Below are 22,173 nucleotides of genomic sequence, written 5' to 3'. Positions count from 1 at the left end.
TTAACGATGAATATTTTCCAAAAGCCGCGATACTTTTTCAATTTCTTCCATGGTATTGAAATAATGAGGTGATAAGCGGATCGCCTGATCTACATTTTTTGAGGTAAAATCAATTAATGCATTGCTTTTATTACTGACCGTGAAGAATACATTATTCTCCTTCAGGACTTTATGAATTTGTTCAATCTTATTATCCTGTTGACAAAAAGTAACAATACTGCCTAATCTATTTCCTTTATCCAAAACCCTGAAACCGCTATTCTGCAGGTTTATTCTCAACTTTTCTGCCAGTTCCCTGTTATAATTTTGGATATGCATCATTCCAATTGTGTTGGCGTACTTCAAAGCTTCTTTAAATCCAAGCCATGCAGCATTAGGTCTTTCAAAAAGTTCAAACCTTTTGGCGGTATTGTCTAACTGGTAGTTGTCAAATGCTGTCCAGACGGCTCCATTATTATCCAGAAACAAAGGAGCTAAATCATTTTCTAAGACTCTTTCTGAAACATATAAAAACCCTGTTCCTCTTGGTCCTCTCATAAACTTTCTTCCTGTTGCGGTTAAGAAATCACAGTTGATTTCCGCCACATCCACTACCATCTGACCTACAGACTGGCAGGCATCCACCAGATACAGAATGTTGTATTGCCTGCAAAGTTTTCCTACTCCTTCTACATTTTGAATCAAACCGGAACTGGTAGGAATATGAGTTACTGCAATTAACTTTGGGTTGTGTTTCTTAATCAGTCTTTCCATATCTTCAAGATCCAGCTCATGATCCGGCAGATTGGCAACTCTGACAATGTCAATATGATATCTTTTCTGTAAAGAAATAAAAGCAATCTGATTGGAAACATAATCGTCATTGGTTGTAATGATAGAGTCACCCTTTTTAAAATCGATACTGGACAAAGCTTTTGCATACCCATCCGTAGAACTGCTCATAAAAGCAATATTGGAAGATTGGGCATTGATCAGCTTTGCAGCTTCTTTATAAAACTGATGGATCTGTTCCGAGTTTCTATCGGCTGTGGTATAGCCTCCAACCTGTTGTTCTTCATATAAATAGTTTACAATAGTGTCTACCACAATTTTAGGCATTAATGAAGATCCTGCACTGTTTAAGAATATCTTATCCGAACACCCCGGGGTGTCTTGTCTTATTAAATCTAAATTCATTTTCTATAAATCTATAAAGCAAATGTACTTTAAAAGTTGTTTGTTGCGATTAATAAAAAATCCCGAATTTTCATCCGGGACTTGTATTTATTTCAATGCTATTAATCTAAAACACTCCAACCTCTTTTTGGATTCGTGTTCGTTGAAACTTCCTGCTCGTTAACGATAATGTTTTCTTTTCTCTGACCGATGTAATCAAGTTCGCTCAATTTAGAGAAAATCGTTTCAAGGCTTCTCAACATCTGTTGAATGTAAAGCAATGGTTCACCACAGTTATGATGATCATAATTGGTCTCTGCTACAATAGAAAGCTGGTTCAATAAAGTATGAGGAGCAATTTCGCTCCACTCCAGGCTATAGTTCAGCATTTCTTCCAGCTCAGCCGGAACAAGAAGCTGTGTTGAGTTGTATAAATGAAGAGCTAGTCTCGCAAAAGACTCAATCAAAAATACAGGTGGCTGCCAAGGAGTAACATTCCTGAACTGAAAATACATATCTCCAAAGGTATTTACCATGGTCGTACACAAGAACTTAACGTTTTGTGCCAGCGCTGTATTCTGGTTTTTATGAGATGCTTTCTGAATAATTTTAAAAGCATACTGCTGAAGATTTCCGATAGATTTTGCAAAGTTGCTGTAATACTCTACTAAAGCTGGATGACTCTGAACGGAAGCACAAGGCGGAATAAAGTTGGAATCTACCTGAGCAATATTTCCTTTTAAATCTACTTTACCGATGATAAGATAATTTCCTCCTGAGTAGCTGCTGTTCAAAGAAGTGACAGGTAGAAGTTCAATATGATGATTCGGCTGCGCGCTTGGGTGACGCGGCGGAATTTCTTCAGGATCAATATCCCCAAAAGGTACTTTGTCAAAAGGGTTTACAGAGATTAAAATATAATATTCACCGTCTGCCTGCTCTTCGTTCATGGATTTCGCCAATGATTTTACGCTGATTCTTCTGTCCGTCAACTCAATACGATACCCTGCCATAGTAACAGCGCTACAACGCTTAATGACCAGCTGCACATCGTTGGTTGCTGTATTGTGAACGTCAAAAATGGTACGGTCTGTAAATTCAGTGGAAATAGGCAGAAGCCCGTAGTTATATGTAGTAATTCCAAGGGAATTGGAATCTCTGATGGTATCAATTAAGAAATTATCCTGATCATTAAGGTGTCTCTGGGAAACTTTCATCCCATCCACCCAATTGATTGCAAAATGTTTAATAGGTTGTATCATGTTAATACTTTTTAAATTTTGTGTTTATGATTTTTTTGCGACTCCCTCCTCTTCATGCTGAATAACTCTCTTACAAATCACCACTTCATTTTCAGAAATGCTGTTTGAAGTAATGTCGTGGTCGAAATCTATATATTTTCTGAAACTGAAAAATGATTTTTTAGTGTAAAAGATCCAGTAATAAGGCTCATTTCCTTCGTCAGAAAGATGAATAACAGATCCTGGATTTTTGTGGTTGTAATCATCCACCACTCTGTAAAACCAATCTCCGAAAGTAACTCCAGTCGGAAGTGTTTTAGCTTTAATTCTGAAACGGTTGGTGTCTTCTAATTTTTTGCTTAGTTCAACATTCAATACCATTAATCTGTCAAAATCTGCTCCTTCAAAATCTGGCAGTTTCTGATCCGGAGAATACCTCCATGTTTTATAAATATCAAATGGAATACTGATAAACTGGATATAACAGTAATAAAATACCATAGGAACCACAAAGATCACCATACTTGTTGCTGCCATTACTGAATATCCTGTTCCTTTGCTCATCCAGTTAAAGATCAGAGTGAAAAGATACCCGCCTAATACAATACACGTCAAAGAAAGTATAGATTCAAACAGAATGCTCATTGAAAGAGATTCGATGTGTTTTTTGAAATATTTGTGTAATAAATTCACATGAATAATCCCAAAAATAAGATAAATAACCTGTGCTATAAGATACCAGTACGGATTAAAAAGATTTCCGGCAAATCCAAATACGCCCGGGATCGCCAGACATAAACTGCACAGAAGTACGTATACAATAATTACTTTAATTTTGATCGCAGGCTTATTTCTCCTGATTACACCGAGTATAACCATCATAATAATTGCGATTAAAGGCATTAAGATATACCTTAGAAAAATACCTTTTACTGAAGAAATTTCCATTTTTTTCTTTTCGAATTTATACTTTGTTGGTAGTTGTAAATATAATAAAATAAATTAGAGGAAGGTAGAGTATCCAAGGCGGCTGGCGTTTCTTTCATCATCCTCAAGGCTGAATGAGTATTCCTCTTTTTCTGTGACAAAATTCTCTTCCACATCCACGGTTACCGGAAGAAAATAATCATATAATGCCTGAAGCACATTTCTGAACGGACTTCCCGGAATATACTTCTTCATATCTTCATAAGGAATCGGACCAATGTTTACCACCCAGTTTCGTTGCCCGTCCATATGCGGACCACTTGGGATATAGGTTACCCCTAATCTTGAATTTCCCAATAACATCGAATCATTATTTTTCTCAATCTGATCGATAATATTGGGTGAAAAACTTACGTTTACCGGCACCTGCAGAAAAGCGGTCATACATCTTTCAAACCATTTTTTATCTCCTCTGATCTGATGGAAAAAAGGTAAAATATGCATGAAGACATACGCACTCTGCTTATCCAGCATTTTTACCAGAGGCCAAAGCTCACTTACCGTTTCCAGTAAAGAATCTGTATTGCTTGCCATATCAAATTCAGACTCCTTAAGCAAAGCGCTGATCTCCGTAAAAAAGACTTCCAGTTCAAAAGGACGGAAAAACTTACGGGCGTCATCTTCTACCCTTTTCTGTTTCCGGATTTCCCTTACCACAGTATCTACATTCTTTCTGGAAGCTCCAAGAGACGGCGGATGGAACAATCCTTCCGGAAGGTAGTCATAAATGCCTTCCCTATAACTCTCTATGGTAAATACTTCCTCATCAAATCCTAAATAACTGCTTGAGATACTTTTTATGTCCTTCAGATAAGCACGGTCATTCACTCCGACACGCTCGATGAATATATTGCTTACCGCACGGTGGTACTTCAATAGGTTAACCGCCACAGCTTCAGCTTTAAAATCTGTCTGCAGCTTATTGTAATGCATATCTACAATATTATTCTCATACATAGTGTTTCCTCTGATTATGACTTGTAAAGATAATATATCTCATAAGTTTGAAAAAATATTTTTACAATAATTTTATCCTAAAAATAGTAATTTATTAACATTAGATAGAATAAATTCTAACAAATTCCGTAAAAATACGGTAAATACAAGATTTGCTTGTTTTTTAAAAATAAAATTCCTTGTTCAGGATCAGATGTTTATACTTCAATGTTTAAACCACATGGATATTTCAGAGGCTTACTATCTTACTGTACTTTTCTCTCCATTCTTCCCTATCCTTATAGTATACATCTGTTTTTCTTTCTATATTTTTCAAAAAACAACCTTTCAAACCTAGGGTAATTACCTCTTTTATTTAGATTAATTTTTATTAACATCATCTTATAGAATAAATTCAGGATAATGCGTGCTCATTCCGAAAGCGGACCGTATCTTTGCAGACTGAAAATTATTATTCAAAATGAAAAGTATTTATTCTAAAATTCTGATTTTAGCATTCATGGCCTCTTCACTTTATTCTTATGCGTGGGGATTAACGGGACACAGGGTTATTGCAGACATTGCAGAAAACCATCTTTCCCGCAAGGCGAGAAGAGAAATTAAAAAGATGATGGGAAGAGAGCGTCTGGCTTACTGGGCAAACTGGCCGGATTTTATCAAATCTGATACAACAGGTGCATGGAAGCAGGCTTCATCGTGGCATTATGTAAACATTGATCCACAGACTGACTTTAAAGCTTTTGAACAAAACTTAAAAGCACAGGCAGGACCAAGCCTTTATACACAGGTAAACACACTGTCTAGCCAGATTAAAGACAAAAACACGTCTGAAAAAGACAGAAAAATTGCTTTAATCTTCCTTATTCATATTATGGGAGACCTGGCACAGCCTCTACACGTAGGAAGAGCTGAAGATTTGGGTGGAAACAAGATCAATGTTACTTATTTCGGGGAAAAAACCAATTTACACTCAGTTTGGGATGGAAAATTAGTAGACTCTCAAAAATACAGCTACACGGAATACTCTAAGCTTTTAGACATTAAATCTAAAGAAGAAGTAGCACAGATCCAGTCCGGGACATTAGAAGATTGGTTATATGATTCTCATAAAATCGCCAACAAAATCTATGCACAGACTCCTAACGATTCTAAACTATCTTACGACTACCAGTATAAGTTCAATGATACGATGGAAAGACAGCTTCTATACGGAGGGTTGAGACTGGCAAAAGTTTTAAACGAACTTTTTTAGTTGAAAATTATTTTAAAATAATATAAAATAAAAACGGGACTTCGGTTTCGTTTTTTTTGTTTAAAATATGAGTTTTAAAGTCTCGTCATTATAAATACTTGATCTCATCTATAACAAAGTATCGCCAATATTAATTCTTTTATCATTAAAAAACATTTTAACCTTCAATAAAAAATAACACCAACACGCTTATTATCAAATAATTAAAAAGTCTTATAAAAACATTAACACATTTTATGGTGTACATTATACAAAAAAGATTCTACCTCGTGTAACCTTTTTACCTTTTCATACGTATATATTATAGTAACTCTTTTTTTGAGGATAAAATAAATGAGACAATTAAAAATCACTAAGCAGGTTACCAACAGGGAAACTGCTTCATTAGACAAGTATTTGCAGGAAATTGGTAAAGTGGAACTGATCACTGCGGACGAAGAAGTAGAATTGGCACAAAAAATACGTGCTGGCGATAGAGCCGCACTGGAGAAATTAATCAAAGCCAACCTTCGTTTCGTAGTTTCTGTATCTAAGCAATACCAAAATCAAGGTCTTTCTTTACCCGATTTGATCAATGAAGGTAACTTAGGACTCATGAAAGCGGCAAAAAGGTACGATGAAACTAGAGGTTTCAAATTTATCTCTTATGCAGTATGGTGGATCCGTCAATCAATTTTACAGGCATTGGCTGAGCAGTCAAGAATTGTAAGACTACCATTGAACAAAATTGGTTCTATCAACAAAATCAATAAAGCATACGCTCACCTTGAGCAGGAAAATGAAAGACCACCTTCTCCGGAAGAATTGGCTGAAGTTCTTGACATGAGTGAGGAAGATATTAAAGAATCAATGAAAAACTCCGGAAGACACCTGTCTATGGATGCGCCTTTAGTAGAAGGTGAAGATTCTAATCTTTATGATGTATTGCGTTCAGGAGAATCTCCAAGTCCAGATAAAGATCTGATGCTTGAATCTCTACAAATCGAGATCGAAAGAGCATTGAATACTTTGACGCCGAGAGAGGCTGATTTGGTAAGATTATACTTCGGACTGAACGGAAAACACCCAATGACTTTAGAAGAAATTGGTGAGACTTTCGATCTTACAAGAGAGAGAGTTCGTCAGATCAAAGAAAAAGCAATTAAGAGACTAAAACACAATACCAGAAGCAAGATCCTTAAATCTTATCTAGGTAAATAATTTTTAGCGTAAAAAACTTTATAGGCGGAGTCTGTTTTCAGGCTCCGTTTTTTTTATAAATATCCAGATAATACTATTAAAATATTGTATAATGAAGTCATTAATGAAGCCCAAACCAGGTGATCTGTTTTATATTCCTTCTATCAGCCAATCGAATGAAAATGGATTTGTTATTGCCCGTTATATTGAATTTATTAAACCCAACCTAGGTCATCTTATTGAGGTTTTTGACCATTTTTACACCGAGCCTCCAAAAAGCATTTCTGATGTAGATACAAGCAAAAGATTATTCCAGCCCATATTTTGCAGTATGCGCTTCGCAGCAGATATCCCAAGATGGAAAATACTATTCGGTAATCCTGAATATGACAAATCTGAGTCAAATTATAAGGACATTACTTTCGTTTTTGATAGAAGTCTCTGGGTCGGCGGTGAAACGAAAGGAATAGAAACTGATGAAATGCAAAACATTGAGCCTTCTATTTGCTGGCGTATGGACCATATTATATTTAGAGTATTAAACCATTTAAAAGGATTTCTGTCTAACGATGAAGTTATGGACTATGACAAGATACCTATGGAATACAGACAAGATAATGAGATAGCTCAGAAAAGAGTAAACGAGATTGCAGAAATAATGCATGACAAATTTAAAAGCTGGGGATAAAGGGTTGAATAATCTAAACTCTATTCATATGTTTTTGTAACAAACCTAAAAATATTTTCAACTAATACCCTATAATACCTTATTAAAAAAACATGACTATTCTACCATTTGAAAATAAAATTACTCATGACAAAAATATTCTTGTTGTTTTGCAGCATGATAAAGATATCAATCCGGAACTTCAATATTTAATTGATCATTTTTGCGGATCGGTTGTCAATAGATTTTCTGATATAAACAGTAAAAATGTAAGTAGTAAAAAAATCTATATTTGCGGGGATCTCAAGAGCCTTGAAGAAAATACTTTGTATTTATCCGTTATAAAAGAGCTTTCGGTGAATTATGAAAATTATCCTGAGAACCTTTTAAAAACAGTAAGTTTAGGAGAAGTTCCTATTATTATCAGCAATGCCGGAGTTTATTACAGAAAACTCTTTGGTGATGACTACAGTTTTGATACCATTAAATCTCAACACGACTTTCAAGAATTAACAGAATCTAACAAAGAAACTAAAGCTTTCAGAAAAGGAATTTATCTGAGTAAAGTGACCAAAGAAATTACTGAGGAAGGAAAAGAAGCTTTTCATTACAACCTTTTACGATGTTCAAGCAATTTAACAGGCCCTACTGATAATTTCTGCGATGTAGATACTCAGATTATCAATCTTTTGAATGAATGTGTACAGGATACATTTGAGTATAGAACAGACATGAATCATGCTCTTGTACAGATTTATGAAAATAAACAGAAAACAACTGATTCTGACAAGGAAGTAAAAGCCAAAATCAAAGCCCATTCCGACAAGACCAAAGATATGCCTAAAGAAGGGCTTATTGCATTTTGTACGTTTTATGATCAATCAAATATAGAACAATTAAAGCCATCAGCTACTGACAGGTTCGACTGGTGTTATAAACAGACAAGTGCTTTAACAAAACTTCATTTTAGGCTAAAAAAAACAGTTGAGGATGATTCACTGGAAAAAGAATTCACTGTAACTTTATACCCAAATTCTGCATTTTTTATTCCACTTTCTACTAACAGGCTGTATACTCATGAAATCAGACCTTCAGTTTTGGGTGTTAACCAAATCCCGATAAGAATGGGATATGTAGTTCGTTGCTCTAATGTGGAAGCGATGCATACCAATAATCAGACCTACATAAAAGAAAATGGCCACTATATTAAGCTTGAAGAGATGACCCCGGAACTTCGTGAAGAGCTAAGAAGTTCTTATTACGAAGAAAACAGTACTGAAAACATGGTAGAATATGGCAAAGTTCATTTCAGTATGAACTCAGGAGATTATGAAAAACCTATATTTTAATAGAAAGAATGAATAGAACTGAGTTTCAAAAAATACAGCTTCCCTTAGACAGCAATATGTTTATGAATTTATTCCATTCTGTTGATTTTGAGTCAACAGGAAAAGGAAGGCTTGGAAATCATCTGGTAAAAGTAGAAGATAAGTATATCTCAATTGTAAGAACCACTACCCGATATCATATTCCGGCAGCTGCATTTTCGGAAATTCATGAGAAACTTGTTGAACAAATTAATGCGACTCTTTTATCTGAAAATACAGAAATACCTGTACAGTATTTTGACAATGCGTTAATTGAAGTTTATGATTCCACCTACTCCAAGATGAGTTTTCATTCTGACCAGGCTTTAGACCTAGAAAATAATTCTTTTATAGGACTTTTTTCATGTTATGAGCAGCCGGACGAATTAGAAGATTTTGAGTTGAGAAAGCTTATAGTGAAAGATAAAATAACAGATGAAGAATTTGAAATTATTTTACATCATAACTCTGTTGTTTTATTTTCTGTGGAAACCAATAAAAAATTTCAACATAAGATTATCCTGAATTCAACCCCTGATCAAAAAAAGACTGTTAATGATAATAAATGGCTGGGAATTACCTTCCGAAAATCGAAAACATCTATTCAGTTTAATAATGAAAAACCTTATTTTTCTTCCGGAGAAGTATTGACATTAGCTGATAAAGAACAGGAATCAGATTTTTTTAAGCTCAGAGGTCAGGAAAACAGATCATTGGATTTCGTTTATCCCCATCTGTTGTATACAATAAGCCCGGGAGATGTGATTCCTCCTGTTGAGAAAAAATATTAAAAAACAAACACCTATGAAAAAAATACTTTTCGCCTCTGCCCTTGCATTATCTGTACTTTCTTGCAAGGAAAATTCTACCAAAAAACATGCAGCCGTAGAAAATGCTGTTGACAACGCAGAATCTTCAATTTCCAGTTCTATTAAGAAAAATACCCGATCTTATGGAAATCTTGTTCATGAAATATATGATGAACTGTTAAAAAACAATAAAGCTTTACAGGAGCTCGACCAAAAAATAGAGGCTATTAATAAAGAAACTGAAGAGACGATTGCCGAATATGATAATGTAATCGGCAAATCAGAAACTTATTATAATGATGCTGTGGCCCTGTCAAATTCAGTAACTGATTCTCTCACTAAAAAGCAGATTGAGCAAGAGATTAAGGCTAGTTCTGATCGGTATAACCTAAAAACACAGACCATTAAAGATTTAATTGATAAAATCAGAAAAAATAATGCGGCTATTCGTGATCATTATGTCGTATTCAAAATCAGAAAAACTCTTCCGGAAATTGAAAAATACCAGGGTGCTCATCCTTTGAAAACGGATAGCCTCACACAATTCATTAATAAGCAGAATACCCTGCTGGAAGAACTGAAAAAATTAAAATAAATACATTACACCTCATGGAATATACTACAAAATGGCTTACGGACAAAACACGCGTAGCAGAGCTGGTAGACTTTTTTATTACCCATAAAACAGATTCTTACATCTCCCATAGTGAAATCATGTATGGAAGAGCTCTAGATTCTAATCATTGGAATCCTGATGTCAGAGCTGTATTCACAGAGCAGCTTATGAACGATTATGACTATAATGAGGCTTCAAAATTGAATATTTTAATTGCAGAAAATGAAAACGGGGATATTGTAGGGATGCTTGTTTTCAATGTAATCAACAGTCCTTTTAAAAAGTATGCGATTTTAGAGGATATGCTTTTGAACCAGTCTATAAGAGGTCAATCTCTTGGAAGCAAACTTTTGGAGGAAGCCCTTCTGGAGTCCAAAAGCTGGAATATCAGTTTTATCTTGCTGGAAAGTGGAGTCAACAATCATGGAGCTCATAACTTTTTTAGTAAATATGGCTTTAAAAAGGTATCGGAAAGCTATATTTTAACGTTATAAATTAAAATAATAGAGTGAAATTGTATCAAATATCAAAATTTCAGCGTCTTACAGCGGACAACAAAACCCAAATCTTTATGAACACCATTTCAATCATCGGAGCCGGAATCGGAGGGCTTACCCTCGGAAATATACTGAAACAGCATCAGTATGATTTCATGATCTATGAAGCTGCTCCAGAAATAAAACCTGTAGGAGCCGGAATCATGATGGCGATCAATGCGATGCAGGTTTTTGATCAATTGGGTTTAAAAGAGAAGATTGAAAATGCAGGAAATAAAGTTCACAGAATTGTTATCGCCAATGAATCTTTACAACCTATCTCCAAAACGGAAATTCTGGAACTGGAAGCGCAGTACAACTCCTGCAATGTTGCCATTCACCGGGCAGAGCTTCAGAGAATTCTGGCTGAAAACCTATCTCCTGATGCCATTCAGCTCAATCATTCATTACAAAAAATAGAAAAGAGAGAGAACTATATTCTGGATTTTGAAAACGGAAATCATATTGAAAGTCAGATCGTTTTTGGAGCCGATGGTATAAAATCCCCTATCCGGAATCAGATTTTAAAAACCGGAACGATCAGGAATTCGGGGCAGAAATGCTGGCGTGGTCTGCTGGATTTCGATCTGCCTGAAAAACATCATCAGGAAGCTTTTGAAATGTGGGGAAAGGGAAAACGTTTTGGATTTGTGAAAATTTCTGACAAAAAAGTGTATTGGTACGCTTGTGTCAACGAGAAAAGTTTCGGGAGATCTGTTGAAATCGCGGATATTTTTAATGATTTTGATCCTTTAGTTTTACAACTTATTGAAGCTACAGCAAGCGAAAATATTATTTGTAATACAATTTCCGACCTCGCTCCTATTCCCCAATGGTATTCTGAAAACCTATGCCTGATCGGAGATGCCGCCCATGCAACAACTCCCAATATGGGGCAAGGTGCCTGCCAGGCTATTGAAGACGCTTATATTATTGGAAAACTGCTGGAAAAGAGTCAGGATTTCAATACCATTTTTAAAACGTTTCAAAGCATCAGACGAAAAAAAGTAGATTATATTGTCAATACAAGCCGGACTATCGGAAAGGTTTCTCAATGGGAAAGAGGAAATTCTCTGCGTAATTTCCTGATGGGCTTAATTCCGGAAACTATGAATCAAAAAATGGCTAAAAAGATTATAGAACTGGAAATGTAGAGATTACGTTTTTAAGAAAAGATAAAATGTAAAAAATTATATTCAATGTATTAATAACAACTAAATCAAAAAAAACATGAAAAAAATCTTTTATGTATTGCTCTTATTCATAGGAGTTCATACAGCACGAGCACAAGAGGTCCCGGTACTGGACAGAGGTTTATTCTTTGGAAACCCGGAAATTGCCGGTGGACAGCTGAGCCCGGATGGAAAATGGATCTCCTTTACAAAAGAATACGGAGGCATCATGAATATATGGGTAAAAAAAATTGATGAACCTTTTGAAAAAGCCCGTCCATTAACAGACAGTAAACGACCGATGAGCGGATATTTCTGGTCAGAAGACGGGAAATATATTCTTTATGTAAAAGATGGCAATGGGGATGAAAATATGAATATTTTTGCAGTAGATCCCATGGCAAAAGTAACGAGTGGAGTTCCTGAGTCTAGAAATATAACACCTCTTAAAGATGTAACTGCCCAAATCTACATGGTAAGCAGAAAAAATCCTGACTTACTGATGATTGGACTGAATAATCGTGATAAAGCGTGGCATGATTTATATTCATTGAAAATTTCTACAGGCGAGCTGAAAAAGATTTTTGAAAATACAGACCGTATCACAAGTTATGAGTTTGACTGGGATGAAAAATTAAGAGTGCTGTCCAAAACGGATGATAAAGGGACTACTCAGTTTTTTTATAAAGAAGGAGATAAACTTACCCCTATTTATGAGACTTTGGTAACGGAAAGTGCTTATATCTCCAACTGGAATGAAGATAATTCTAAATTCTACCTGGTAACCAACAAAGGGAATCTTGACAAATCTACATTGTTCCTGATGGACCCAAAAACCAAGCAGATCACAAAAATAGAAAGCGATCCCAAAGATAAAGTAGATTTTGGAGGGCTGTCCCTGGACAGAAATACCAGAAAAATGATCTATACCTCTTACACCGGAGATAAAACAGAGTACTACTGGAAAGATAAAACATGGGAAGCCAATTATAAATTTCTGCAAAGTAAATTCCCGGGAAGAGAAGTTAATTTTTCAAGCTCAACCAATGATTATTCTAAATTCTTAGTTGGTGTTGGAGGTGATAAATATGCGTCCGAAGCGTATTTCTTTGATGCAAAAACCAAACAGCTTATTTTTCAGTATACTCCAAGAACAGAATTGAAAAAAGTTGAAAAGTATCTGGCTGCTATGACGCCAATTACTTATAAAAGCAGTGACGGACTTGAAATTCCGGCATACTTGACATTACCTGTGGGATCAACCGGAAAAAATGTTCCTGTAGTGGTTCTGGTTCACGGAGGTCCAAAAGGTCCAAGAGATTACTGGGGATACAACTCAACAGTACAGTTTTTAGCCAACAGAGGATATGCCGTATTACAGCCCAACTTCAGAGCAAGTGGCGGATATGGTAAAAAGTTCCAGAATGGCGGAGATCTTCAGTGGGGGAAACTGATGCAGGATGATATTACATGGGGCGTAAAATACCTTATTGATCAAGGGATTGCAGACAAAAACAAAGTCGTTATCATGGGAGGAAGCTATGGTGGATATGCAACCCTGGCAGGGTTAGCGTTCACGCCTGATATATATGCTGCCGGTGTAGATATCGTAGGACCAAGCAACCTGTTTACTCTATTGGATTCTGTTCCTGCTTACTGGGAAGCTGCACGTGCCTTCCTATATGGTATGGTAGGTGATCCTAAAACTGAAGAAGGTAAAAAACGCATGCATGATGCAAGCCCGTTATTTAGCGTAGATAAAATCAACAAACCTTTGCTGATCGTTCAGGGCGCTAATGATCCAAGGGTAAAACAGGCTGAAGCAGATCAGATTGTGATTGCTCTTCGTGATAAAGGTAAAAAGGTTAATTATATCCTTGCCGATGATGAAGGCCACGGATTCCGTAAACCAGTGAACAGCATGGCGATGTATGCTGAAACGGAGAAATTCCTTTCAGAAGTAATTGGAGGAAGATACCAAAAAGAAATGCCTGAAAATGTAGCAAAACGTTTGAAAGAAATGACTGTTGATATTTCAAAAGTAACTTATACTCCTGCAAAAACTGAAAAGACTGCAGGAGCTTCTAAATAAAGCTTTCTGCATCAATAAAATAACCTTTTTCAGGGTAATAATTTTAATATGAGCAATACACAATCGGAGCCTGGAAATCAGGCTCCGATTGTGTATTTAGATAGTAATTTTTCCTATCTACACTCATTAATTTACTCTTGTAAGCGTTATGGTATAATTTCTTGTTACGTTTGAATTATTTACTACATTTATTGTATTTGCCGCAGGCATTGTCAACGTATAATTAAAAGATGTAGCATTACCTCCATCTGCACATCCTGGTACACCTGACCAGGTTACACCAACACTAGTAGCAACTGTCTGTGTGAAAGTTGGACGATTATTAGTATCAAGAGTAACAAACCCTCCCTGACCATTAAGACCATAATAATTATTAAATGAACTGATATTAACAAGAAATTCTGCTGAAGCAGAAAGTGCACAACCATTACCCGTTACAATAAAAGCCTTGTAAACACCGTTGGATATACTTCCAAGCAATGTTCCTGTGCCACCGCTTGCTACGCTGGCAGTATTCGATCTTATACCTCCATTAGTCGGTGAAGTTGAGGATTTCACAACAACACCTGTATTATCTACATAAAGAGGATATATTTCAGCTGTTCCTACACCTTGATTAACAGTTCTGACTCTTGCAGTCCCATTAACATCTAAAGTATTTGTGGGGGCGGGAGTATTAATCCCAACCTGGGAATATGCCAATGATGAAACCAGCAAAGAACATATTAAAAATTGTTTTTCCATTTTTTTTTATTTGTATTTAAAAATTTTCATAAAAATACAAAAAAACAACATTACATATATACTATATATATATATATATATATATATATATTTAGTATATATATACGCTAGATAAAAAATTATTCTGAATGATTATTATTACTCAATTATAATAAAATATTAAATAGATACTAACATTACTATAGCATAAAAAAACGCCTCATCAATGAGACGTTTTTTAATACAATTTAGTTTTAATTAATACGTTAAAGTAACACCTGCACCCCAGCCCATTTCATTATCATAATTTCCGGAAAGCGAAAACCATTTCTGAACGATATATCGTATTCCGGTAGAAAATTCGCCATCGGAGTTTACACTGAAGTTTCCTCTCAACCTTCTGGAAAGAGGAATATCTTCTCTGCTCAGCTCTAATAGTACTTTTCCGTTTTGGTCGACACTTGCATCAGCGGTAATCAACATGGGTAATACATACTGCATCCCGACCATAAAAGCTAATTTGTTTTTTGACGCTTTCTGTTGTCCAAACCAGGTCTTTTTACCATGAAAATCCGTTCCCATATCTTCAGCCATTTGTCTTTCCATGATTTCATGATTTTTCTGAACTCTGATTCCTGCATAAGGAAGCGCCCATTGGAATTTCCCTAAGAATCGTCCTACTTTTGCACTTCCTTCAAAGTGATCAAAATTCCAGTTGGAATGAAACTCATTCAGGTTGGCCCATCTTGGTCCGAACATCGTCATGGTTTCTGCATGAATCTTATTGCTTGCTACATCCAGCATGGCCATAGAACTGGTCATTTTATTATCCTGTATAAAGTTTTTCCAGGCCAGTTTTCTGTTCGGAAGCTGTGGATTGGGTTTAGAGTTTTCATAACTGAAGATTCTTCCCATTCCCGCCATCATATGGTATAAAATATGACAGTGAAAAAACCAGTCACCATCCTGGTTGGCTGCAAATTCTATTGTTACCGTTTCCATAGGCATGATATCCACTACGTTTTTCAATGGTGAATACTCTCCTTTTGAATTGATTAATCTGAAATCATGACCGTGAAGGTGCATCGGGTGGCGCATCATCGAATTATTATACATTTTAATTCTAAGAACTTCTCCTTTTTTGATCAGAATTTTATCTGTTTCTGTTACGGTTTTATTATCCAGTGTCCACAGATAATGGTTCATATTTCCTTCCAGCGTAAACTTCATTTCTCGAATACTGTCTGTTGGAAGAATTGTTTTCTCAGGAGACTTTAAAATATTGTAAGACAATCTCTTGATCGTTTTTTCCTCTTTCATATCCATTCCGGAATGTTGAGAATGGTCTTCACTTTTATCATCTTTTGTTTTTACTCCCATCATCTCATTGATGTGCTTTGCCGTAGTTTTTCTTTGGTTTTCAGATAATTCCGGGTACATTACTTCGTTCATGTCCATCATCTGATTTCCCATCGTCATATTCATTGGCTTCATATTCCCGCTCATCTCCATCATTCCGTTCATCATTTTCATTCCTTCAAAAAGCATTAATCTTGGAAGATTGGGAGCTTCTACCTTCTCTCCGGAATCCAGCCAAAGGGAGGCATGTCCTATTCTGTCTTCTGAAGTCGCTCGGAATTCAAAGCTTTTATTTTCAGGAATAGTAACTTCAATATCATAGGTTTCGGAAACTCCAACAATCAAACGGTCAACTTCTACCGGAACCACATCATTCCCGTCATTTCCTACTACTTTGATCTTTCCACCTCCATAATTCAGCCAGAAATAAGTGGAGGAACCTCCATTTGCCACTCTTAATCTTACTTTATCCCCAGGTTTTAAATTGGAATAATCTGAACTGGAAGCACCGTTTATCAAAAATTTGTCATAATAGACATCACTCACATCCATGGCTTCCATCCTTTTCCATTCATTCAGGGCTTTTGTCCCGAAGTTTCCAGACTTAATGGCTTCCCAATAACTTTGTACGGCATTTTTCTTTACAGCATACCAGTCTGTATTGGCCATGTGAAGCCTTCTGGCAATCTGCATCGGGTCATCATCACTCCAATCTCCCAGCAATACAGGAATCTCAGCGTTATATTCTGTTTTAGGCTCGCCTTCTCTTTTTTTGAAAACCAGAATCCCATTCATTCCAATCTGTTCCTGAAGTGCTTCATGGGAATGATACCAATACGTTCCGTTTTGGGAAACTCTGAATTTGTATAAGTGGGTTTCTCCCGGCATTACCGGTTTTGTGGTAAGGAACGGAACTCCGTCTTGTTCATTCGGAAGAATTACTCCGTGCCAGTGCAGCCCTGTTTTTTCCTTCAGCATATTGTGCAGGTAAATTTCAGCTGTATCTCCTTCCGTAAAATATAAAGTCGGAGCCTGAAGTTTACCGTTAATCGCTATCGCTCTCCTGTTTTTCCCTGTAAAATTGACAATGGTATCTTTTACATACAGGTCATAGCGAACTTTTTTTCCTCCGAAGGTAATTCTTCCGTTTTCGGAATTTCTTTTTAAAACAGATTTTTCTTCTTTCGGATTTTCAGCTTCTTTTTTCTCACTTTTATCCTTATTTATTTTTGTTTCTGAGAGTTTTGTCTTCGTCTCTGGGTTAGATATAGATTTCGCTTCCGGTTTTAAGGCAACAGTTTTCCCCTCTAGAGTCATTCCGCATTTCGGGCAGTCTCCAGGTTTAGAGGACACCACTTCAGGGTGCATCGGACAGGTATAAAATGTTTTTGTAGTTTGAGCGAAAGTAAATACAGAGAACAAAAGTACCAGAAACATTATCAGCTTTTTCATAATATTTCGAACTTTTTAGAAGTTGCACAGCTTAAAGTTAATTATACATTAAACTATGCAACTTATTATTTTAAAGAATAATACGGTAATTATTTAATTTCCGACTTTACACTTCCACAAGTAAGCATAGACTTCCCGTAATATGGATTAGCAATCTGTTTTTCATCGCTTAACCAACTTCCATCTGCCATTGGACAATATTGAACGTAGACTGGTTTCTCAGAAAGTTTAAACTGCTTAGTCAAAGCAATCATATTGTCCGAAAGATTTAAAAACGTTTCTCTCTGTGCGGCAACATTTCTTGCTTCAGAAATAACAGAAGCATCTTTTCTAAGAACGTTAAGATTGCCCTCAGAAACTACTTTGTAATCGATAACAGACGCTGTTTTAATAAATTCTGTTGCTGCTTTTGAAGTTTTGTCAGCATCATCTGAAGCTAAAGCCGATTTGATCGCGATATAGTTCTGATACAGTTTAGAAACCTGAGCATCCTTTTTAGATTGTGCTGATAGTGAAATAATTGAAAATAAAGAGAAAGCTGCTGTAATGATATATTTTTTCATTGTTTTAAATTTTAGAATTAAGTTTTTTAATAAAGAATGGGTAATGCATCAGAAAATGCATCAGGACATGCCGTTCGCAACAGTATACAATTGATGATACCAGAAACGACTGACGGATTCTAAATTCTAAAGTTACAATGATTGATGTAGATCGGTACCGGCTGATATCCAGGCGGTGCATTGATCTGGATTTGAGTAAACTTGGTGGCCGAAAAAGACTTATCAACAACAGCAAACTGATGGTTCACCGGAATTTCTGAAATCTGACTTAAAAAATCAATTTTCAGGAAATCAGACTTCTGGGAATCATCTACTTTTACTATTTTGATCTCTGTTTTGCAGCATCCCTTTTTCTCTTTAACGCCGCATTTAGCACAGATATCACTTGTTTTCTGGCTCACAGAAACAAGTTCTTTCATGCAATAATGAATGCTAAAAGCCGCTCCGGAAGAAAAACCGAAGTAGAAAATAGAAAACAATATGGCAAGAATCTTTTTCATTGATAGGACAAATTTAAAAATATCTATGACAGCATTGTTATAAAATTTGGTAATGTTGTTATAAAATTCAGGAAAATAAAAAGCTTCCGAATTTTCCGGAAGCTTTCTATTGTATTATTTTATCTCGCAGATTAAGCAAATTAGGCAGATTTTTATGAAAACCTTTGCTTACTTTCAATTCTATAGTCTGAACTCCAGTTTTACATTAAAGAAACGTCCTGTAAGACGTACTGGAACCGGATACATGTAATTACTGTTGTAATCTGTAATCCATTGGTTGGCTACCGTATTGTTGATATTAAATGCATTGAAAACCTGGACCCCTAATGTCAGTTCCTCAAAATTACCCCAGAAACCGGATCTCTTATTTTTCTCTTTCGGATCGATAAATACTTTTGTTAATCCTAAATCTACTCTTTTGTAAGAAGGAAGAGTCTGTTGATAATTATAAGCTGCATTAAAATCAGGCTGTCCATTACTGTTGAACATTACAGGGGCTCCTGTTGGTAATCCCATTGCATATACTAAAGTAAGATTGACACGCATAGATGGGAAGCTCGGCATATAATCCTGATAGAACATGGCAAACCTCAGCCTCTGATCTGTAGGTCTCGGGATATCACCCCTCCCGTCAATATTTTCGTACACTCTGGCATAACTCGCAGACAACCATGAATCTACACCGGGAACAAATTCTCCAAATAATCTGGTATCAATACCATACGCATATCCTTTAGAATTATTCTGCCCGGAATAACGGATCCTCACGTTATCCATATAATACGGAATCAGGTTGTCCATTTTTTTATAGTACAGTTCTGTAGTCAGCTTAAAGGGTCTGTCATACATCTGGAACTCATAATCGTTGGCAAGAATCACCTGAATAGAGCGCTGTGACTTTATATTAGAGTTAAAATTACCATCTAAATCTTTGATCTCTTTATAGAAAGGAGACTGATAATAGATTCCTCCGGAAATCTTGAACAACATATCGCTATCCCAGTCAGGCTTTATCGCAAACTGAACTCTTGGAGAGAATATGGTTTCTTTATTGAAACTCCAGTTGGCAACACGTACTCCAGCATTTACAAATACTTTACTGGCTCCCCAATAGAATTTCTGAGAATACTGTGCATATGCGGAAAGTCTTGTTGGCTCAATATTGTTTTGTCCGGCAATATAATAAGCAAGCTTCAGATCTCCTGTAGTCCCGGTTCTCGGATCAATCACTTCCGGTCTTGGAATGCTGTATCCGGCAGAATCTACAAGTTTCCACTCATTGGTAAAATCCTTAAGGTTTTCTTTCTCATATTTGAATCCAACCTCAATATCAGTATTTACATTGGGAGAGAATTTCGCTCTGAACTGTGTTCCGTATGTTCTTACAAACAAATCGTTTCTTGCATGCTCTATCTGCCCACCCACATCGAAAGATGTCACAGGCTGCTGTGTAACAGGATCAAAGGTCTGCAGTTCGTAAGCCGACTGTATGGTATAATATTCTCTTTCTCTGTTCTGATAAGCAAAGGCATCCAAGGTAAGCTTCCATTTGTCTGTCGGCTTATAGTTCATGGAGAATGTCCCCATCATATTTTTATACTGGTCATTTTCTTTACCTGCATAGCCTATATTTACAGTAATAGGCTGCTGAAGGCTTCCGAAAGTAACGCTTTTTGCCTTAGGAATCATCTCATAGTCATTCTTAGAATAGTACCCAATAAATGACATGGAGAGTTTATCATTAACATGATAATTCAGATAAGACTGGAAATCCCAATACGTTGGATTAAAATCTGTATCTTCCTTTAAGGTATTAAGAACCAGATTGGTATTTCTGTATCTTCCGGAAAATAAGGCAGTAAATTTTTTATTTTTTGAAGCCAAACCAGTTGTCAGTCTGCCTCCAATTAAACTTGCCTCTCCTGAAAGTTCAAATTTTTCAGGTTCACGGTAATAGATATTTAGAGCAGAAGACATTTTATCACCATACTTGGCTTCAAATCCTCCTGCTGAGAAATTCACTGCAGATACCATATCCGGATTGATGATACTCATCCCCTCCTGTTGAGAGTTTCTGATCAGGAAAGGTCTGTAGATCTCAATATCATTGATGTAGATAAGGTTTTCATCATAGTTTCCACCACGAACCATATATTGGGAAGACAGCTCGGTATTGGAGTTTACGGAAGGAAGCGTCTTAAGCAATCCTTCAATCCCACCATTAATAGAAGCTACTGATTTCGCTTCTTTTGCTGAAATTCTCACATTGGTAAGGTCATTGGTTCTTCCTGTTATTTTTTTCTGGAAGACAACTTCCTCTATATCGGTCACTCTAGTGGTCGCCGTATCCTTTTTTCTTTGTTGGGAGAAAATCAGCATAGGGACCATAAGGCTTAGCGGTAAAACTAGTTTTTTCAAAAGAAATGTTTTAGAATTTCTAAAATTAATGTTTTTTTAACAATTACAAAATTGATTCTCTAATTCTTGTCAATTTTTGTAACAAATCTTCTAATAAATCTAATCTTAACATGTTGGCACCATCAGATAAAGCCGTTTCCGGTGTAGGGTGTGTTTCGATGAAAATACCATCTGCGCCTACTGCAATTCCTGCTTTGGCAACAGTTTCAATAAGGTCTGGTCTTCCCCCTGTAACTCCTGAATTTTGGTTAGGCTGCTGTAGAGAGTGTGTAACATCCAGAATAACAGGAGCATATTCTCTCATGGTAGGAATTCCTCTGTAATCTACGATCAGGTCTGTATATCCGAAAGAATTTCCTCTTTCAATAATGGCTACTTTCTGGTTATCAGAATCTGTCACTTTCTGAACGGCAAACTTCATCGCTTCCGGGGAAAGAAACTGACCTTTTTTCAGGGTAACACATTTTCCTGTTTTAGCGGCAGCGATCAATAAATCGGTCTGACGTACAAGGAATGCAGGAATCTGAAGAACATCCACATATTGAGCTGCTAATGCTGCATGCTCATTCTCATGAATATCTGTAGTTGTCGGAATATTGAACGTCTCTCCTACTTTTCTAAGGATTTCAAGAGATTTCTCTTCACCAATGGTTGTGAAAGAGTCTACACGGCTTCTGTTGGCCTTTTTGAAACTCCCTTTGAAAATATAAGGAATATTGTATTTATCTGTAAGGCTGATTACTTTTTCAGCAATTCTCAATGCCATATCTTCTCCTTCAATAATACAAGGTCCGGCAATAAGGAAAAAGTTCTTTGAATCTTTGTGCGAAATATTATCTAAATACTGAATCATTTTGTTGTAATTAAAAAGTTCAGTAAAAATACTGAGAAAGTTTCACAAATGGAAATTATTTGATTGCTTTAACAGGCTATGATTGCATAGTCTTTGAGCCTTTGATTCATTAATTTCCGATTATAAAATTGATAGATGCTTCGACAGGCTCAGCATGACAACCCTAATACTATCTGTTATATTAAAGTGAAGGTTATAATAATATCAGTGTAGTAATCAAAAGACTTTGGAATCTCTGGTTATTAAATTGGTAGATGCTTCGACAGGCTTAGCAG

General features: G+C 36.2%; 19 protein-coding genes. 9 read left to right on the top strand and 10 right to left on the bottom strand.

All coding sequences use genetic code 11. The annotated features are described in order from the left end of the window. From C1634_RS14225 to C1634_RS14210, 4 genes are all read right to left on the bottom strand, one after another. Positions 1-1,176 (bottom strand): aminotransferase class V-fold PLP-dependent enzyme, encoded by a 1,176-nt coding sequence (locus C1634_RS14225; RefSeq protein WP_103234202.1) that lies wholly within the window; start codon positions 1,174-1,176, stop codon positions 1-3. A 101-nt stretch (positions 1,177-1,277) separates the two neighbouring features. Then, positions 1,278-2,417, bottom strand: a complete 1,140-nt coding sequence (locus tag C1634_RS14220) for a hypothetical protein (RefSeq protein WP_103234203.1) — start codon at positions 2,415-2,417, stop codon at positions 1,278-1,280. A 24-nt stretch (positions 2,418-2,441) separates the two neighbouring features. After that, on the bottom strand, positions 2,442-3,344 hold the full coding sequence (locus C1634_RS14215; protein ID WP_109738641.1) for a TssN family type VI secretion system protein: 903 nt from the start codon (positions 3,342-3,344) through the stop codon (positions 2,442-2,444). A 54-nt stretch (positions 3,345-3,398) separates the two neighbouring features. After that, the gene (locus tag C1634_RS14210; RefSeq protein ID WP_109738640.1) at positions 3,399-4,340 is read right to left on the bottom strand and encodes a type VI secretion system baseplate subunit TssG; all 942 of its coding nucleotides are present in this window, start codon (positions 4,338-4,340) and stop codon (positions 3,399-3,401) included. A gap of 460 nt (positions 4,341-4,800) precedes the next feature. On the opposite strand from C1634_RS14210, the gene C1634_RS14205 reads away from it, so the two are divergent. From C1634_RS14205 to C1634_RS14165, 9 genes are all read left to right on the top strand, one after another. Next, the gene (locus C1634_RS14205) at positions 4,801-5,592 is read left to right on the top strand and encodes a S1/P1 nuclease (RefSeq protein WP_103234205.1); all 792 of its coding nucleotides are present in this window, start codon (positions 4,801-4,803) and stop codon (positions 5,590-5,592) included. Between the two features lie 333 nt (positions 5,593-5,925). Continuing rightward, positions 5,926-6,792, top strand: coding sequence for a sigma-70 family RNA polymerase sigma factor (locus C1634_RS14200; RefSeq protein ID WP_099767369.1), 867 nt, complete (start codon positions 5,926-5,928; stop codon positions 6,790-6,792). Between the two features lie 91 nt (positions 6,793-6,883). Continuing rightward, positions 6,884-7,459: an Imm26 family immunity protein gene (locus C1634_RS14195; RefSeq protein ID WP_103234207.1), complete on the top strand. Its 576-nt coding sequence runs from the start codon at positions 6,884-6,886 to the stop codon at positions 7,457-7,459. A 92-nt stretch (positions 7,460-7,551) separates the two neighbouring features. After that, positions 7,552-8,787 (top strand): hypothetical protein, encoded by a 1,236-nt coding sequence (locus C1634_RS14190; RefSeq protein ID WP_103234208.1) that lies wholly within the window; start codon positions 7,552-7,554, stop codon positions 8,785-8,787. A gap of 8 nt (positions 8,788-8,795) precedes the next feature. Next, the gene (locus C1634_RS14185; protein WP_109738639.1) at positions 8,796-9,596 is read left to right on the top strand and encodes an alpha-ketoglutarate-dependent dioxygenase AlkB; all 801 of its coding nucleotides are present in this window, start codon (positions 8,796-8,798) and stop codon (positions 9,594-9,596) included. A 13-nt stretch (positions 9,597-9,609) separates the two neighbouring features. Then, positions 9,610-10,209: a hypothetical protein gene (locus tag C1634_RS14180; protein WP_109738672.1), complete on the top strand. Its 600-nt coding sequence runs from the start codon at positions 9,610-9,612 to the stop codon at positions 10,207-10,209. 14 nt (positions 10,210-10,223) lie between these two features. Next, the gene (locus C1634_RS14175) at positions 10,224-10,724 is read left to right on the top strand and encodes a GNAT family N-acetyltransferase (protein ID WP_103235120.1); all 501 of its coding nucleotides are present in this window, start codon (positions 10,224-10,226) and stop codon (positions 10,722-10,724) included. Positions 10,725-10,801: 77 nt separating this feature from the next. Beyond that, the gene (locus C1634_RS14170) at positions 10,802-11,920 is read left to right on the top strand and encodes an FAD-dependent monooxygenase (protein WP_109738671.1); all 1,119 of its coding nucleotides are present in this window, start codon (positions 10,802-10,804) and stop codon (positions 11,918-11,920) included. Between the two features lie 76 nt (positions 11,921-11,996). After that, positions 11,997-14,030: a S9 family peptidase gene (locus tag C1634_RS14165; RefSeq protein WP_109738638.1), complete on the top strand. Its 2,034-nt coding sequence runs from the start codon at positions 11,997-11,999 to the stop codon at positions 14,028-14,030. 126 nt (positions 14,031-14,156) lie between these two features. Here the strand turns inward: C1634_RS14165 and C1634_RS14160 are convergent, their stop codons facing one another. The 6 genes from C1634_RS14160 to kdsA all read right to left on the bottom strand — a co-directional run bounded on the left by C1634_RS14160 (position 14,157) and on the right by kdsA (position 21,898). Further along, complete coding sequence (locus tag C1634_RS14160) at positions 14,157-14,747, bottom strand: hypothetical protein (protein WP_165835329.1); 591 nt, start codon at positions 14,745-14,747, stop codon at positions 14,157-14,159. A 264-nt stretch (positions 14,748-15,011) separates the two neighbouring features. Continuing rightward, positions 15,012-17,549 (bottom strand): multicopper oxidase domain-containing protein, encoded by a 2,538-nt coding sequence (locus C1634_RS14150; RefSeq protein ID WP_394337100.1) that lies wholly within the window; start codon positions 17,547-17,549, stop codon positions 15,012-15,014. Positions 17,550-17,653: 104 nt separating this feature from the next. Further along, positions 17,654-18,127, bottom strand: a complete 474-nt coding sequence (locus C1634_RS14145) for a DUF3347 domain-containing protein (RefSeq protein ID WP_109738635.1) — start codon at positions 18,125-18,127, stop codon at positions 17,654-17,656. A gap of 119 nt (positions 18,128-18,246) precedes the next feature. Further along, positions 18,247-18,627 (bottom strand): HYC_CC_PP family protein, encoded by a 381-nt coding sequence (locus C1634_RS14140; protein WP_228410078.1) that lies wholly within the window; start codon positions 18,625-18,627, stop codon positions 18,247-18,249. Positions 18,628-18,807: 180 nt separating this feature from the next. Beyond that, positions 18,808-21,045 (bottom strand): TonB-dependent receptor plug domain-containing protein, encoded by a 2,238-nt coding sequence (locus tag C1634_RS14135; protein ID WP_109738634.1) that lies wholly within the window; start codon positions 21,043-21,045, stop codon positions 18,808-18,810. A 43-nt stretch (positions 21,046-21,088) separates the two neighbouring features. Beyond that, positions 21,089-21,898 carry a 3-deoxy-8-phosphooctulonate synthase gene (gene kdsA / locus C1634_RS14130; protein WP_103235318.1) on the bottom strand — a complete coding sequence of 270 codons (810 nt, stop codon included), beginning with the start codon at positions 21,896-21,898 and terminating at the stop codon, positions 21,089-21,091. Positions 21,899-22,173: the final 275 nt, after the last annotated feature.

The organism is Chryseobacterium viscerum (genome assembly GCF_002899945.2).
Classification (GTDB): Bacteria; Bacteroidota; Bacteroidia; order Flavobacteriales; family Weeksellaceae; genus Chryseobacterium; species Chryseobacterium viscerum.
The sequence above is the reverse complement of the archived record's forward strand: the minus strand, read 5'-3'. Positions and strand labels throughout refer to the sequence as shown.